This window comes from Pontibacter deserti (assembly GCF_023630255.1).
GTDB classification, from domain to species: Bacteria; Bacteroidota; Bacteroidia; order Cytophagales; family Hymenobacteraceae; genus Pontibacter; species Pontibacter deserti.
Genome location: NZ_JALPRS010000001.1, coordinates 303,985 through 322,033 on the forward strand (window position 1 = coordinate 303,985; position 18,049 = coordinate 322,033).

The 18,049-nt window shown below is 45.7% G+C and carries 9 protein-coding genes; all 9 read right to left on the reverse strand.

The features are described 5' to 3' along the window. Position 1: 1 nt before the first annotated feature. The 9 genes from MJ612_RS01315 to MJ612_RS01355 all read right to left on the reverse strand — a co-directional run bounded on the left by MJ612_RS01315 (position 2) and on the right by MJ612_RS01355 (position 18,021). Positions 2–1,612, reverse strand: coding sequence for an alpha-amylase family glycosyl hydrolase (locus tag MJ612_RS01315; protein ID WP_187028705.1), 1,611 nt, complete (start codon positions 1,610–1,612; stop codon positions 2–4). Positions 1,613–1,769: 157 nt separating this feature from the next. After that, positions 1,770–3,413 (reverse strand): M28 family peptidase, encoded by a 1,644-nt coding sequence (locus MJ612_RS01320; protein ID WP_187028707.1) that lies wholly within the window; start codon positions 3,411–3,413, stop codon positions 1,770–1,772. A 78-nt stretch (positions 3,414–3,491) separates the two neighbouring features. Continuing rightward, positions 3,492–5,873, reverse strand: coding sequence for a translocation and assembly module lipoprotein TamL (gene tamL / locus MJ612_RS01325; protein ID WP_187028709.1), 2,382 nt, complete (start codon positions 5,871–5,873; stop codon positions 3,492–3,494). A 6-nt stretch (positions 5,874–5,879) separates the two neighbouring features. Continuing rightward, positions 5,880–10,934: a translocation/assembly module TamB domain-containing protein gene (locus MJ612_RS18380; protein ID WP_317233051.1), complete on the reverse strand. Its 5,055-nt coding sequence runs from the start codon at positions 10,932–10,934 to the stop codon at positions 5,880–5,882. A 332-nt stretch (positions 10,935–11,266) separates the two neighbouring features. Continuing rightward, positions 11,267–11,527, reverse strand: a complete 261-nt coding sequence (locus MJ612_RS01335) for an acyl carrier protein (RefSeq protein ID WP_187028713.1) — start codon at positions 11,525–11,527, stop codon at positions 11,267–11,269. Positions 11,528–11,634: 107 nt separating this feature from the next. After that, complete coding sequence (locus MJ612_RS01340; RefSeq protein WP_187028715.1) at positions 11,635–14,814, reverse strand: efflux RND transporter permease subunit; 3,180 nt, start codon at positions 14,812–14,814, stop codon at positions 11,635–11,637. Between the two features lie 249 nt (positions 14,815–15,063). Further along, positions 15,064–16,116, reverse strand: a complete 1,053-nt coding sequence (locus tag MJ612_RS01345; protein WP_187028717.1) for an efflux RND transporter periplasmic adaptor subunit — start codon at positions 16,114–16,116, stop codon at positions 15,064–15,066. 19 nt (positions 16,117–16,135) lie between these two features. After that, the gene (locus MJ612_RS01350; protein WP_250419011.1) at positions 16,136–17,479 is read right to left on the reverse strand and encodes a TolC family protein; all 1,344 of its coding nucleotides are present in this window, start codon (positions 17,477–17,479) and stop codon (positions 16,136–16,138) included. Positions 17,480–17,547: 68 nt separating this feature from the next. Further along, positions 17,548–18,021, reverse strand: coding sequence for a GbsR/MarR family transcriptional regulator (locus MJ612_RS01355; protein ID WP_187028719.1), 474 nt, complete (start codon positions 18,019–18,021; stop codon positions 17,548–17,550). Positions 18,022–18,049 lie beyond the last annotated feature (28 nt).

Genomic DNA, 18,049 nt, shown 5'->3' on the forward strand with positions numbered 1-18,049 from the left:
TTTAGTCTTCATTTGTTAACCTGATAATCATGCCTTCGTTTGGCTGTAGGTTTAGCTGTTCATCTGCCTGGTGGTTTTCTTGTTTGACCTCTGTGCTAAGTATAATCTGTCCTTTTGGTGTAAGGTACTTCGGTTTAAACGGGCAGTTATTGTTACCCATATTTAACACAATCAGCAGGTCAGTTTCCTGGTGCACACGGCGGTAAGCCAGCACATCGCCTTCAGCCTGAACGGGTATATAATCGCCTATACTTAAAGCCGGTTCACTTCTGCGAAGTTGTATCAGTTGGCGGTAAAGCGCAAGTATAGATTCCGTATTTTCTTTTGCAGCTTCTACATTTACCTGTTTATAGTTGCCGGCCAGACGAAGCCAGGGCTTGCCGGTTGTAAAACCAGCATTTTCAGAAGCATCCCATTGCATAGGTGTGCGGGCAGGGTCGCGGCTCAGGTTCAGCCCGGGCATGTTTAACCCTTGCGGGTCTTGTATCTCCTCTTCCGGAATCGGTACATCTGCCATCCCGATCTCGTCGCCATAGTATAAAGTGGGAGTGCCACGCAACGTTAGCAACAACATGGCCGCCACCCGTGCCTGCTCCATCCCGATCCTTGTAGCAATGCGAGACTTATCGTGGTTACCCAATACCCAGTTCGGCCAGCCGTTTTCAGGCAAGGCGCCTTCATATTCATCGATATGAGCCGCTATTTTTCGGGCATTCCAAGGCAGTGTTAGCAGCATAAAGTTAAATGGGAGATGTGCGCCATTCCCATTGATGCCATAATAGGTTACCAGCTTCTGGATGGGCAGGTATATTTCTCCTATAATCACACGGTCCTGGTACTCGTTTGTCACTTTCCGCATTTCACGCACCAGGTGGTGTGCTTCGGGCTGATCGGTAGAGAAGGCAGGAGTCAATTTCTCATAGGTAGCCATCTCAGGTTTATAGTCAGGGTTTGGTGGGTTGTCGCGCAGAAGTTTGTCTTTTATCATGTGCCACATAACATCTACCCTGAAGCCATCTACACCTTTGTCCAGCCAGAAACGCATAGCATCAAACATCGCCTTCTGTACTTCAGGATTGCGCCAGTTAAGGTCGGGTTGCTCTTTTAGGAAGGCATGGTAATAATATTGCCCAGTTTTTTCATCCCATTCCCAGCCGCTGCCCCCAAATACACTAAGCCAGTTGTTAGGTTCGCTGCCATCTGGTTTGGCATCTTCCCAAATGTACCAGTCCCGTTTCGGGTTGTCTTTTGATGAGCGGGATTCCAGGAACCAGGGATGCTGATCAGAAGTATGGTTAGGCACCAGGTCTAATATCATTTTCATATCCCGGCGGTGTACTTCTTCAAGCAGGCTATCAAAGTCGGCCATAGTACCGAACAGCGGGTGAATGCCAGTATAATCTGATATGTCGTAGCCAAAATCTGCCATCGGCGATGGATAGATAGGAGAGATCCATATCGCATCGATGCCCAGCCATTGCAGGTAGTCTAGCCGCTGACGGATGCCGTTCAGGTCGCCGATGCCATCGCCGTTGCTATCCTGAAAAGAGCGTGGGTAAATCTGATAAATGATTCCGCTTTGCCACCATAGGTGCTTTTTATCTTCCGCCATACCTGAACTATAGTTGTTGCTGCTATTTATAGTTCTGTTTGTACGGTGGTTAAAAGCTGGGGATATGCCGTGTGAAATGGTTTAAAAGTAAAAGCCACCTGCACATATTACAGGTGGCTTTTGCAGAAGTATAAACTTCCATACCTAAGCTATACTTTTACTGTACTGCTCTGGTGCCAAAGAAATCGTTCTGGTTCCAGGTTGGTCTTTCGTTTTGCTGTGCTACCAGGTACCCGATCAGGAAGTTAAGTTGTGCATACTTTTTCCCAGCATCGTAATCAAAAATGCCATTTGGTCCATCCTGTGGTTTGTGGTAGTATTCTTCACGCCACTTCTTCACGGTCTCATCCAGGTTGTTTTTACCGTCTTTGGTTTTATTGCCATACTTAATATGTAGTGCAGGCACGCCCTGCACAACAAAGCTATACTGGTCGCTGCGGATAAAGCGGTTCTGGTCCGGTTCAGGGTCTTCTTCAACGCCTAGACCCATATAAGCACTGGCCTGCGCCACCTGGTTGGCCAGCGAAGAATGCTGCGCACCCAGTGCCACCACCGATAACAGAGGGGCTATGATGGCAGGCATATCTGTGTTAACGTTTGCAATCATTTTATCAGATGGCACAGTAGGGTAGTTTGCAAAGTAAGCAGAACCTAATAGCCCCATTTCTTCAGCAGTAACCATCACCAGCAGCACAGATCGTTTTGGTTTTTCTTTAACATGGTTATAGATACGCGCAATTTCAAGTAAACTTGCTACACCTGATGCGTTATCGTGAGCACCGTTATAGATAGAATCTCCGTTAACAGGAGTTCCGATGCCTACGTGGTCCAGGTGAGCGCTATGCACCACATATTCGTCTTTCAGTTGTGGATTTGAGCCTGTGATCTTACCTACAACATTATAGCTTTCAAAATCGTGGTAGCCGGAAGTATAGGTTGCTTTTATACTTGCCTGTAATGCTGCCGATGCCGGTTTGCCAGCTTTTATACTTTCCTGTGCTTTTGCCAGGTCAAGGTTGCTTTGTTTAAAGAATTGCTGCAGTGTGTTGTAGCTAAGGTTGGCCAGTAACTTAATGTTATCTGAAACATACGTACGAGATGCGCCAACTTTACCATCCGGCGTCATAACACTGTAAACACCTTTCTGCAGATTTGGCAACTTGGCTTTCTCGTTTGGCGCAACAACTATAACACCTACAGCACCATGTAACACAGCATTTCTCAGCGTATTGCTCTGGTCCATGTTATAGGCTGCTACTGTGCTTTCAAACTTCTCAGGGGCACCACGGAACACCACTACTATCTTGCCTTTTGCATCTATTCCAGCATAATCATCATAGCCCAGGTCAGGTGCTGAAATGCCGTAACCGGCAAATACCAGGGGAGCTTCTATAGTTACGTTCTGCAGCACCGGGTTTGGGTAAATAACTGCGTCGTTTCCAATATGTAAGGCAGTTTGTTCACCTTTGGCGTTAATGGCTGTTATACTTGCACCAGCTCCGGTTGTAGCCTGACGCAGTCGTACTGTTTGTAGGTAAGTGTTGTTTTCGCCAGCCGGAGCTACACCTGTTTTCTTATACTGATCGATCACATAATCTACCGCCATCTGGTAACCGGGAGTACCGGGTTTGCGGCCCAGCAGTTTATCATCTGCCAGGTAATCGATATGGGCTTTAATAGCTTTGGAGTCTGCCTTTTTCATGGCTTTCGCCACTTTCTTTTCCAGTTTTATAGTTTGAGAAAAAGAAGTACTGGTAGCCAGCAGGCAGCATAGCAGGAAAAATAGTGTATAGTTGCGCATGTAAGGTTAAAATTTGTTCAGCTTAATGTAAGGATAAACAAATATAAGGTTTGTAACCAGAAATGGACAGCTTAAATACTAGAAAGGATATCCGATCGCAATGTTCAGGATCATACTATTTTCGCCGCTAAACCCAAACTTGAAATCTGAAAGCACATTACGTTCACCCGCATCCTTACTCGGGTCACGCACAGGTATACCTAAATCAAATCTTATTACAAAAAACTCGACATCTATGCGCAAGCCAAATCCGGTGCCTACAGCTAGTTCCGCTAAAAATTCATTGCCTTCAAATTTCCCGCCGGGTCTGTCGGGCTCCCCCTCATCGTCAAAGGTATCCCTGAGCATCCAGACGTTACCGGCATCAAGAAACACCGCTCCTTTGAAAAAACCAGCCAGCGGAAAACGGTATTCTATATTGCCTTCCAGTAAAATTTCTCCAGTCTGATCGAAGTAAGAAATGTTTGTAGCAGTAGTATCCTCGAAGGTACCGGGACCTACGCTTCGGGCCCGATAAGCCCGGACGCTGTTAGGGCCGCCAACAGAGAATTGTTTTACATAGGGCAATACCGTGGAGTTTCCGTGGGCATACCCTATACCTGCCATTAAACGTGTTGCAATCTGGCTTTCTCTGCCAAAGTTAAAGTAATAGCGGAAGTCATTCTCGGTCAGCACATACTGGGAGTAAGGCTTGCCAATAAGTGTACGCGGCATATCTTCTTCCGGGTCTTCAGCACCGGTCAGGGTTTGCAGACCATTTATCAGGTTGCCTGACCCATCCAGAACAAAGTTATAGAAGAACTGGTGCGTACGGTTGGTTTCCATCTGGTTCGAATACGTGAACTGGTACATCGAGCCTATAATAAACTGGTCCTCGAAGCTCCGGCGCAGGTATGGGTTTTCTTCCAGTATTCCTTCGAATGCCGGAGTAATATTGCCCAACTGTACATATTGCAGGTTTATCGGGGTTAAATCGTGCGTGAACTTAGGTTTAGGGCGCCAGTTGTAAGCATACGAGGCGTTAACAGAGTTCATCTGGTAATACTGCACCCTGTTCAGGAAATTAAAACCTGCAGTAATACGTGTTTTAGGCACAAATTCGGTGCGCAGGTTCCTGAATTTAAAAGGCGATACAATACGCGGAATAGTAAGTGTGGTTTGTACCCCTAACTCATAGGAGGTAAGGTTGTTGTTGGTTACTTCTTCGCCCTCAGGGGTTGTCTCGTTGTTGCCACCGCCACCTACCTGGCTTTCGAAGTTACCTGTAAAATCTACTGTAAGAAGCTCAGAGCCTTTAAATGCATTCCTGTTCCGGAACGAGACTGATAATCCCGGTCCTGAAAAGTTGGAAGATTTATTTACATATCTGCCATGCAGACGCAGCGATTTCTTGAAAGCAGGGGTGAGGTAAATAAAGGAATCAAGTTTACCTTGCTGTGTTGTATCCGGTTTGTAATCTATGTTCACGAATTTGTAAGCAGGCAGACCGGAAAGCCTGTTTATAGTTAGCAAATGCTCCTGGCGGGAGTACAGACTATCGTGTTCCAGAAATACACCGTAAAGCAGATGCCGCGCTCTTACATAGTTCTCATTCGGGATGTAATGGTAACCTTTGTATTCTATGGTATCGCTTACCGATAGGCTATCGGCTATGGTAAAGTTGGCAAAAATGTAGATATCATCTATCGTATAAGGCCGCAACGTATGGCTGGGTACATCTTTCTTTAGCCGCATCAAAACATCAGCCTGCCGGTTGCCGACAGTTGTATCTACACTATAAATTAGCAGGTCCGGGCTGAAGTAGAAATAGCCTTTGTTTTTCAGGTTGGCATCAATGCGCACGCGCTCCCCGGTCATTGCTTCCAGGTCGTATGGGTCTCCGGATTTAAGAAGCGTTTCCGGCTGAGCAGCTTTAATAGCTTGGTGCACCGGCAACGAATCAGCTAAAATATACTCTATTTTACGGAAGCGGTACGGCTCGCTTACAGAGGCAGTCCAGTCTATAGTTGCTTTCTTGTTTTTGATAGTGGTTTTGCTTGTTACAGCGTTGTTGAAATAGCCCCGGTTATGCAGGCGGTCGCTCATTACCTGGCTTACACTATTTGTATCTACTGTAGAAATAAGTACAGGTGGCTCTCCTAATTTGGTTTGTATCCAGTGCTTTATACCTTTCTCTTTCTCAGTATAAAACATGTTGTGTATAGCCAGTTTAGGCCGCATACCAAGTATAGAAAAGTTAGGCTTAGGACGTACCGTGGATGACAGTTCTGTCTGCATTAGCTTCTGGCGGTTACTGCTGTCGTTTTTGCCATCTACTTTCACACTAAAACCAGTAAACAGGGCATCATCTTTGGGTATGCGCTTTGTGCCGGCACACCCTGAAAGTATAAGCAACAGAATGGCTGCCAAAACTATGCTCAGTTTTTTGTAAGTAAAGTATGCAGGTAGAGCTACAAACATATAGGGTTATTTTGTAATGTCTTCTTGGATTTTTTTAGCTTCAGCCAACTGGCGCTCTCTTTCTCGTTTATGCCTTGCTTCCAGTTTGCGGAAAAGGTCCGAGAAGTTGTCGTATTCCCGCTGGTAAATCAGGCCGGCACCGGTAGCACGCACTTCACCTTCCAGAAAATCTTCGTACTGGTTGCGCTGGAAAGCCTGCACACGCAAACGCCCGTCTTCAGTTAAAGAATATTCTACGGCGATATCCCCTGCATACCCACCCATATTGCTTTGCTCACGCTGGCCACCCTCCAGGCCAATATCTGTACCCACCCGAACGGTCATCCTGTCGTTCAGGAACTGCTGGCGCAAGGCTACATTCAGGTCGGTGCGACCCTGTGCAGATCCGGATGAATAATCTTGATAAGAATCTATGCCAAGCTCCAGACCAAGACCACCCGCATAACGTTGTGTAAGGTTGCTTAACTGGTCAGACATGACCTGGCTCAGGCTGTTTCTGGCTGTGGATGCAAACCCGCCACCGGAACTGGTAAACGGATCCGGGGCCATAAAGCGATTCAGTACCAGCAACGAGAATACTTGTTTGTTCATTTCTGCTTCATCAGAGCGCAGGTTGCCCAAACTGGTCATCACCTCCCGTGGCATCTGGGTGCGCTGTTGTTCCGGAGCCTGAATGTCAAATCCGATTTCCGGCTTCAGCATTTCGCCTTCCACATCCACAAATACCTGGAACGTAAACTGGTTACGAAGTATAGGGTCCTGTGTGCCGCCAATCTGTGAAGCTACCAGTTCCATAGGGGCGGTCTCTACGTTATAAATGGCCGTTACCTGCATGTTGGCCTGCAGCGGGTCGCCGGTCCAGGCTATGTAGCTGCCTTTCTCTATTGCCAGCTCCCGCGATACCAGGTCATAGAAGTCCATGCTATACTTGCCTTCTGTTATTTCATAGCGCCCGGTCATGTTAATCTGCCCGCTAGGGGCCATGCCTATATACATAGGGTCTGCGGAGCCTTTTACAACTAAATTATCGCCCGTGGTAGGGTCAAGGATTATGGTAATAGGGGTATCATCAGTTACAGAGATCTGCGTTTGTACATCTAAACCAACAAAGCCCGTAACCTGTGCTGTGTCAGTTTGCTTCTGCCCGCCAATGATGGCTGTGAGAGAGTCATTCAGGTTCACAAATTCAACTATACCTTCCCGTTCGGCAGCGCCCACTTCATCAGCCGGAATTACAATGGTAAATGCAGATCCCTCCAGTATCTGTACATTCGTCTTCACTACAGGTGTGGCCATATCGCCGGTTATAGTTGCACCGGCATCAATAAACACAGTACCATAGTAAAGTGGGTTATCTTTTGCTGTTGAGTTAAGCGCCAGGAACTTATCTGTATTGGCAGTCAGGTCAAAGCGGTAGTCGGTATAGTTCTGGGTATAAATGTTTCCATTCAGGTCAAGGGTATTACCAAGTGAATCGGTTAAAGTAAAGTCTGGTAAACTAATGCCGTTTTCGGTAAATAGCATGCGCTCGTTCTGCAACCTGTATAATGAACCTAATTGGGTAATGGTAAACTGTGTCTGGTTAAAGTTCAGGTCTCCCAGTATGTTTGGATCAGCTAAGGTGCCTGTTATGCGTAAATTCCCGCTGGCGGTGCCATCCATGTTTTTAACGGCTCCTGCAGTAAAGCCCTGCAGCGATTTTAAATTCAGGCTTGCAATGTTTCCTGTCAGGTTAAGCAGTGTGGCATTCGGCTGCATTTCTATAAAACCGTTTACCAGCATCTGGTTGCCTTCATCAGTCAGGCGGGCATCTATGGTATAGCGGTTGCCGGCAGCGGAACCTGCCACTAGTGCCAGGTCACCAACAGGCACACCTTCATAGGTAAAATCGGTAACGGTAATGTCGGAAGTGAAGCCTGGAGTGGATGTCATCAGGTTGCGCAGCGTGGCGTTCCCATTTATAGTTCCGGACATCAGGCTATCCTCTTTCTGGAAAGAGCGGGTAATGTACTCGATCTCAAAGTTCTGGAACGTTGCCACCATAGGTGCCCCGGGCCCGACAGGCCCCTGACTATTTAGCCCCAGCGACATATTGTTGTGCTGCAACTGAATATTTTTGGCATAAATAAAATTGGTGTCGAATTGTAGGTAATTGTCCTGAGGTACAGTCCAGGTATCGCCATTTATTACCAGTTGCTCGGGGTTAAAAGAGAACCGGTAACCACGGCCAAGGCTGTTGAGCACACCACCAACTATAAACTTAGCGGCTGTACTGTCTTCTGCAATGGCCAACCGTAGCACCAGGTCGTTATCCCGTGCGGCGCCGGTTAGCGCCACATCTTTTGCCCGCAGTGATGGTGACAGTAGCTGCGTCAGGTCAGCGCTATAATTCATTTTTTCGCGGTCACCACGCACCTGCAGGGTCAGGCCATTCAACGTATAATCGGTATACTTTATCCTGCTGAAGCCACCATCCATTTTAAAGGTCTGCGTCTGGCCGTCATAAGATGCGGTTAGTGGTGTGGTTGGCTGTAACTGCTGCAAGCCTGGAATGAAGGATGTTATAATTTCTGGCTTTTTGAGATCAATGGTTACAGCAAAATCTTTTAAGTTTAAGTTAGCAGGATAGGGAGGATCGGGCTGCAAATCAAAGTAATTGGAGAAGTGCTTCATAATAGCGGTTGGCAATGTCTCCAGAGAGTTACCAGATTTTATATTGGCTGCCATTACATCCGAACGAACCAGTATAGCTGTATTTCCGGCTTGCTGTTGCAGGTTCAGCATTAGTGAGTCTACGGGATATTCTTTGTTATTATGCTGCACTACCAGCTTTTGCCCATTCAGTTTTCCGTTTAGTGAGCCTAGATCTGCGCCCGTAAAGTTGCCTTGAAACTGCCCTTTTATACTTAGTGGCTCCGGGTACAGGTTTAGCGCCTGCAGGTTAGCTTCGTTCAGGTTCAGGTTAAATTTATAGTTGGTGTTTTTGGTGTCGCGCAGGTTAAATACGCCGTTCAGGGCCATGTTCAGGTTCGAGTCTGCGGCGCGGGCTTTTACATCGTAAATGTTTTTGTTAATGTCTACGTCTGCTACAAGGTTGTCATAAGTATAGTTGTTGTATTCAAATTTGGTCAGGTTTGCCTTTACATCGGCTACCATAGTTTCTGGTGTCATGCCTTGGCCGTTGGCAGTTACCGTTCCGGCTATAGTTCCTAGCCCAAGGCTGTCGGTAAACAACTCATCCAGCGCAAAGCCGCCTGTTTTTATAGTTGCATTAAATGTTTCATTTTCGCCCATATCCACGTCGGCGGTCATGTTGCCAATAGATGAGTTTATAGTTGTCTGCGCATCAAAGTTGGTCAGGCTTCCTTCAATGGCTCCTTCTATACTTACACGTTCCGGAATGCGGATATTAGGTGGAATGGTGCCCGGCGGTGCAAAAGCCAGTATAGTTGCGCGGGTGGTTTGCAGCTGATTTACATCCAGGTCTAAGTATAAATTGTCAGGGTCGGTAGCGTTGCGAATGTTTCCGGTTACGTTAACCAGTGTGCCCTGCAAGCCTGATGCCCGCAGATTTCGCACGATCATATTGTCTACGCTGCCCTCCACGTCGCCGCTCAGTTGCAAAGTAGAGTTGGCTATACTTCTGAACGACGGATTTTGGCGCAGCTCCGGCATAAAGTATAAAACATCCTGCATCGCAATACGTGTGTCTACAATGTTCAGGTCGAGTTGCGTATTGCCCGGGTTTTCTGCAAGAGCATCCAGCGAACTATAGTGCATCGCCAGGTCGCGTTGTATATGACTTTTACCGGTTCTCAGATCCAGGTCAGTCAGCCTTGTCTCAACAGAATCGAATAGGATGTTAGCTTGGAAGTTCTCAACTCTGAAGCCGCTCTTCTCTTTTAGCTGCAGTTGGTTCAGGTCTACTTCTGTGCGGTTCAGGCTATACTTTAGGTCATTTGCCTGCAGTACTATATCTGTAAAGTAGAGGTGGTCATAGTCCATTCCGCGCGGCTGGGCTGGCGTATTAAAATTATCGAATTTAATATTGACACCTGAGATGTCTGTCTCTCCTAATGTTATCACCCAGTTTACCGGCTGCCCTTGGGTCTTTTCAACCGACTCATCGAGCTCACGCACAGTTTCGGCCGGATTTACAGCCAGTGAATCAGATGACTTATACTTTTCCTGGGCGTAGACAATAGTAGAGTTGTGCAGGTCCAGGTTGTCAAGGTCTACACGGGCATTTGGCAGATCAATTTTGTTTGAAGTAAGGTTCGCTTTGCCTAGGTCCAGTTCAATCCGCTGATCGGCAATTCGGTTAATGTAGCTGAGCTTTACCTTCTCCAGGTCCACCTTATTTAAACCGAAATCAAAAGTGATAGGTGTCGGCTCCGATTCAGGGGGAAGTTTGGTTTGTATATAGTTTATCCAGGTGTTCTTGAGCTCAACGTTATTTACCAGATATTTCTGCTCTTCTAGGTTCAACTCATCCATGGTAGTGGTTAGTTGCCCTACGTGCGTTTCAATATGGTTGCCACCAGCTTCATCATTAAAACTTACCCGCACATTATCCAGGTTTATGATATCCAGGTTTATGGCCATGGCAGCTGTGTCGGCCGGCGTGGTAGTAGCAGTGGTATCAGTGGCAAAAGCCTCCATTAAAAAATCAAAGTTGGAGCTGCTGTCGGGGCGGATGTGCAGGTTTAGCCTGGCCTGGTCGAGATCAATTTTGCTGATATCGATCTTTCCGCTCAGTAAACCCATGATATTCATATCAACACCCAGGCGTTCGCTATACCACAGCGTATCTTGTTGCTGGTCTTCTATATACACGTCCTTCAGCACCATGGCATTGCGCCAGTCGGTGGTAAAGCCGCCGATCTTTACTTCAGTGTTTAACATGCCGCTCAGGTAATCAGCGCCTTCTTTAGCGGCATAGGTTTGCACGCGGGGGAACTGCAGCGCAATTACTATCACAATAACAAGGGTGATAATGAACAGCAGCAAGCCAAGTATAATTTTGGCTATAACTTTTCCGATATGTTTAGCAGTTGCGATATGTTTTCCGTTTCAGGTTCTGTTTTGCCTTTACGGAATTATACAAACAAGGATAGGGAGCTATAAGCCTGATCTGATGATTTTTGTAAAATTAAGTACAAATTCCAAGCAGGTTATATTTAAAAAGTATAATTACGGATGCAATTTAGCTCGGCCAGGAGCAAAAGTTGATGAAGTATAGGTAAGTGTCTACAACTTAAATTTTTATTGCCACTCCTGAATACATAAACTAAGAAAGTAACTATACTTTATTTTTCAGCTGTACTAGCTAATAGCTTTAAGTATAAAAAAAGAGCCGCAATTTATAATTGCGGCTCTTTTTTTAGCTGGGTTTAACTAGCTCTTTTTAAGGTATGATAGTAAACATAGTTTACAAAATCATCTATCGTATACACCGGTACTTCATCCGGTATAGTAACCTGGTAGGTTTTCTCCACTTTCAAAATGATATCCACTACATCCAATATATCCAGCCCTAAAGTAGTCAGGTCGCGGACCTCGAGCAGGGTAGAAGGTTTAAGTCTGGTAACGGAGGTAATAATTCTTACTACTTCATTTTGAATTGCCTGTATGTTTGGAGTTACAGTATTCATGGTATGTAAAAGGTAAAAGTAAATGTAGCTCAGTAAAAATTGCGAAGACCATCGGCCCCCGCAATTTCACCACTCAATACATATGTTTAGAATGCAGATAAAGAATATTAATGCACTAGTTCGTGCTTCATTTTTCTCTCTTCCAATTCTTTGGTTTCGTGCTCCAGTTCTTCCAGCGATTTATCCACTAATTCAATCTTAGTCTTCTTATCCAGGCCAAATTTGGCAAGTATACGGTCGAAGCCGTAGTAGATAATCGGTACCACGATCAGGGTCAGGAACATTGAGGAACTCAGACCACCGATCAGTGCCCAGGCAAGACCGTTTTTGGTTGCGGCCACAGAGCCACCTGCCAACGCAATTGGTAACATACCAATCACCATTGCCAGCGTCGTCATCAGAATCGGACGGAAGCGGATTCTGATGGCTTCAATCAAAGCTTCTTTTACCGGTACACCTTCATCTTTCAGCTTGTTTGTAAAGTCTACCACCATAATGGCGTTCTTTGCAACCAGACCAATCATCATAATGATACCAAGTATAGAGAAGATACTCAGTGACTGTGAAGCCAGCGCCAGGGCAAGCAAGGCACCGATGATCGCCAACGGTATAGAGAACAACACCACCAGCGGATATACATAAGAGTCATACAGCGCCACCATGATCAGGTACACGAAGATAATAGAGGCAAGCAAGGCAATACCCAGCGTACCGAAACCTTCGCTCTGGTTTTTCATGTCACCACCAAACTCATAGGTTACCCCTTTTGGAATTTTTACTTCAGCTAACTTGGCCTGGATATCCGCACCGATAGAACCAGACGGACGACCAATTACCTGTGAGTTCACGTTTACAGAAGTTACACGGTTGTAGCGCTCCAACTGCGACGGGCCTGTAGACTGACGGATATCAGCGAACTGAGCCAGGCGTACAATCTCTCCTTTGTTATTCACGAAGCCCAGGTTACCGATATCAGTTACGCTACGACGGTCAAATTCATCCAGACGAATATTAATATCATAATCTTCAGTACCAGAACGGAAGGTTACATCGGAATTACCACTGAAGGCCAGCTGCATACTTGCACCTACACTTTCTAGCGACAGCCCGACATTGGCCATCTTATCACGATCCACTACCACTTCAATTTCCGGGTTACCACCTTCCACTGATGTTTCCACGTCTACGGTACCAGGCACGTCTTCTGTAATCTTCATTACCTGCTGAGAGAAAGCCATCACAGAGTCCAGGTTTGATCCTGAAATAATGATCTGGATCGGCGCCTGTGCATTACCTACCAGGCCTACTGGCACCGGAGTAACTTCCACATTCGGAACCTTGCTCTCGATATCAGCTTTTGCCTGACGGCTAAACTGGTTCGTACTAAAGCTACGCTCTTTTACATCTACCAGAGTTACGCCCACTTCTGCTTTGTATGCTGTGTTCTGGCCCTGCTGCGCTGAAGATGTAGTACCTACGGTGGTAAATACTTTTTTAACTTCAGGTATAGTTTGCAGGTATTCTTCTACCTGGCGTGTAGCAAAGTTGGTCTGCTCTACTGTAGCGTTCTTTGGCAACTCCAGCTGCAAGCTTACCTGGCCACGGTCACCGGCAGGTATAAACTCCGAGCCTATAAAGCCAAACGGTACCAGCGCGAAGGAAGCAAACAACATAAGTATAGTGGCACCCAGTGTTATAAACTTATGGTTGAACGCCCACTTCAGGGCAGCTGTAAAGCCATCGATAATTCTGTCCAGGAAACGCTCGAAAGCAAGTATAAATCTGCCGAAGAAGTTTTTGTCCGAAATATGCTCCAGGCGCGAGAAACGGCTGGCAAGTAACGGAATAAGGGTAAACGCTACGAATAACGAGATCATAGTTGCTACCGCTACCACCACGGCAAACTGACGTAAAATATCAGATACCAGACCAGTAGAAAGTGCGATCGGGATAAATACTACCACAATTACCAGTGTAATGGAAGTAACTGTAGCCATAATTTCCCGGATACCATCGTAGGCAGCCTGAGCTGGCTTTTTACCCATTTCCATGTGGCGGTGAATGTTTTCGATCACCACAATGGCGTCATCCACAAGAATACCTACCACCAGCGAAAGAGCCAGTAACGACATCAGGTTAAGTGAATAACCGAACAGGTACATGGCAATAAAAGTAGCTACCAACGAGGCCGGAATCGAGATCATAACTATAACGGCATTGCGTAGCGAGTGCAGGAACAGCAACATTACCACAGCCACAAGTATAACCGCAATTATCAGGTCATGTATTACCGAGTCGGCTGCTTCCAGGGTAAAGTCGGAAGAGTCGTTGGCGATGTTAAATTTCAGGCCTTCGGAAGCATACGTCTTTTCCAGTTTGGCAAGCGCTTCTTTGGTAAGGCGGCTTACTTCCACGGCATTGGCATCCGATTGCTTCTGTATTGTTATACCTACCGAAGCTTTTCCGTTATTACGGTTCAGTACCTCGATGTCTTTTTGTGTATCCTGTACTTCGGCTACGTCAGCAAGGCGCACAATGCCATTCTGGTCTTCGCGGATAATCAGGTTGTTTAGCTGCTCCAGCGACTGGAATTTACCAGCCAAACGAATCTGTGTCTGGCCGCTTTCCTGCTTTATTTTACCAGTAGGGAAGTCTAGGTTAGAATTACGGATCTTCTGCTGTACCTGAAGTATAGACAGGTTGTAAGCTTCCAGTTTGTTAGCATCAATATTCACCTTGATCTCACGCTCCTGTCCACCCAGTACTTTAATAGCAGCCATACCTTGTATGCGCGAAAGCTCAGGTTTGATCTTTTTATCGATCAAGTCAAAGAACTCCGTTGCAGGAAGGTTAGACGTAGCGCCCATTTTAATTATAGGCAGGTCATCCAGGTCAAACTTGTTCAGGGTTGGTGCATCGGCATCTTCTGGTAGTCTGGCCAGTATGGTGTTGATCTTACGCTGAGCTTCCTGTAAACTTAAGTCCACATCAGTGCCCTGGTTCAGGTTAATTACGATCATTGAAAAGCTCTCCAGGGAGGTACTCTTCATTTCTTTCACGTTCTCAAGCGATGCAAGAGCATCTTCGATCTCTTTGGTTACAGAGTTCTCTACTTCATTTGGAGAAGCACCCGGGTAAATAGTAGTTATGGTAAGTACCGGCGGGTTGAACTTTGGTAAAAGCTCGTAATTAAGCGATTGATAGCTGACGATCCCGAGTAGTGTGAGGACGGTAAACACCACCACCACCAGGGTTGATCGCTGTATCGATAATTTGGTTATGTTCATTTCTAAATTCTCTTAAGAAAGAAGTTTTATACTTTGGAGTTTTAAGCTCCTAATGTTTTTTCATCCCCTGCCCCCTTCAAAGGGACTTTAGGCTACTACTTATTCACTTTGTCATCCTGAAAGGATCTTAGTAGAAGGGAGGTTAAGCCGCTGCTATAACCCACCCTTAACCCCTCCAAGGAGGGGAATTATACTTGCGGACAAGTCCCCCTTTGAAGGGGGTAGGATGATGACAATCGTAAGCGAATATTAAAGCACAGACACCTTAATGCCTTCGCGCAGGTTGATCTGGCCACTTCTTACAACTTGCTCACCAGGTTTTACACCTTCCAGTATCTCTACCTGATCTTGTGTAACTACACCTACTTTAACTGTGCGCTGGGTTGCCTTTCCGTCTTTCACCACATATATGCTTGGGTTTTGAATGCTACCAACAATCGCTTCACGTGGCAACAAAAGGGCATCGCGCTGGTCATCCACTTTAAAGTAAGCAGTGCCATACATACCCGCTCTCAGGTTATTGTCTGCAGTGTTTTTCACTTCTATTTCCACATCAAACTTTAGCGTAGGGTCGGCTTGAGCAGCAATTGCTGTAACTATACCTTCATATTCCTGACCTGAGCCTGCATCTGCTTTCACCGTTACTTTATCACCTTTGCTGATAAGCAATACTTCGCTTTCAGAAGCTCGTACCTGCAGCTTCAGTTTGTCCACGTTCACGATATCATATAGCTTGGTACCCATGTTCAGGTATGAGCCAACTTCAACATATATCTCGTTGATCTCTCCGCTGATAGGAGCTGTAATGCGTGTTTTGTTCAGGCGCTGGCGTGCAGCTACTAACTGTGCCTGCGTAGACTTGGCAGCTAAACGGGCATCTTCCAGCTGACGCTGTGTGATCGCATCGCCGGCAGCCAGGTTTTCGAAACGTTCCAGGTCTCTTTTTGCTTTCTCAGCATTGGTTTGTGCAGTAGCCAGGTCAGCAGCCATAGTGTTGCTTTCTACTTGTATCAGTAACTCGCCGGCTCTTACTTTGTCGCCTTTACGTTTTAACACACGCTGAATCTGGCCTTGTGTTTCGGATGAAAGCGGCAGGCTCTGAATAGGAGCGAAGTTACCTTGTGCGGTAAAAGACTTATCCAGTTTAGCAGTTTTAACCTCTGTTACGGCAACCGGAATTGCATCACTTTTAATTTCTGCTACTGCTGCATTGGCTGCCATTTGCTCTTTATTGCTCATCAGCTTAAAGCCAACAGCTACAAGTACCGCGATAACAACTACTATATAAATTATCTTCTTCATTTTATTTTTGATGTATGTCTTATTTTGTAAGTGATTCCAATTCTCCTTTTGCTTTCAGATAATTAAGCTGGGCTATCTGGTATTTCAGCGTTTCGTTATTCAGGTTGGTTTGTGCCTCACGTAGCGATGTTTCTGCATTCAGCAGGTCACTTAGCGGAGATAAACCTTCTTTATAAAGCTTGTTGGTAGTGTCGTACACTTCCTGCGCCAGCTTCACATTTTCTTCCTGGGCGCTGATGTTGTTCTGGCTGTTGCCTAACAGGCTCAGAGCGTTGCTTAGCTCTAACTGTGTGTTCTTGTTGTATTGCTGTATGTCCAGGTCCAGCTTTTTCAGTTCAACCTCACGTTGCTGCACCTGAGACTTTTTGCGTAACCCATCAAAGATCGGGATGTTCAGCTGCAGGCCAACCTGTGAGTTCGGAAACCACATGGCACCGGAGTTGCCGATCATCCGCCCATCGTACTGAGACTGGTAGTTGTAGTTACCAAAAGCTGCCAACGAAGGATAATAACCAGCTCTTATGTTCTCTACTTCCAGTGATTTCAGCTCTTTCTGTTTATTCAGGATCTTAAACTGGGCACGTTCAGTAGCTACTTCTTCCAGTCCTGCCATTGTAGGCTGCTCAACCAGCAGTTTATCTTCGACACCGCTTTTTAATGTTATCTGCTCTTCCAGTGGCATACCCATAAAAAACTTCAGCACATTCTGCTGCTGCTCATAGGCTGTCTGCAGGGTTTGTTTCTGGTTCTCGAGGTTAATTCTGCTAACTTTTATGCGGTTTACATCCACCTTTTTTACCAGGTCGTTCTTATACTGTAAAGTCAATATCTTTTCCAGCTGGTTTAGTTTATCTAAGTTGGCGTTGATGCTGTTGAACTGCTCTTTTGTTTGCAGCACCTGGTAATAAGCACTGCCTACATTGTAGATCACGTCTTCAGTAGCCATTTCTTTGCGGATGCGGTACAGGTCTTCGGCACTTTTAGCAGCTTTAAGACCTACAAAGTATGATTTGTTAAACAGCAGCTGCGTTACTGAAATACCGGCCTGCACAGTATTGTCTGCACCAAATGGCCTGATAACTGGGGGAGCTCCCTCCTGATTCCAAACAAACATCTGCTTCTCAAGGGTTCTTACTGCAGAGCCTTTTACTTCTACTTGCGGCAAGCCTGTACTTCTTACTTCATTAATCTGGTATTTAGAGCCAAGTTCGTCATAAGAGGCTTTCTTTATAGACTCATTATTCTCGAGCGCATAAGAAACCGCCTGTTGTAAGCTCAGCTCCTTTGCACCTGCCTGGCCTTGTGCAAAAGCCGGTGTCATGCTGAAGAGTGCTACTCCTACTAATAAGTGTCTGATCTTCACGATTATAGTTCTTTTAGTTTTGGTATTATTAGTTAGTTCAGAAAATTGTGAACTAAATGGGTAAAAAATTATACTTTGTCTTTTATGTTTTCCTGTTCCCACTTCTCCATTAAGGTTGGTAGCTGGCTTTTCAGGTAATCAAGGAAGCTGATAAAGCTTTTTAGTTTCTGGTCGTACACGGGATTATCTCTCTTTCTTACTTCCAGTACACGTTTCAGAATATCATTTAAACCACCAAGGTCTTCCATTTTCTTTGCGAAAAGGTCGCGCCAGTTAGATGATTTGATTCTGAAGTAACGCTTTCTGTCCCCGGAAAAAGTAGTGTATTCGATATGGTTTGTGTTGAGCAGCATGTTTAAAGCATTGCTGGTGGCACTTTTGCTAATATTCAAAGATTCTGAGATCTCATCAAAGGTAAGTTCCGGCCTGTCTGATACCAGCAACAAACCCATAACACGCGCTACAGCAGGCTGAAAACCATTGTTTTCATGGTAAATCCCGATCTCTTCGATTAATTCCCGTTGTTTATCGCTTAATGTCATTTTAATTATCTGTTACAGAGGCTTAACA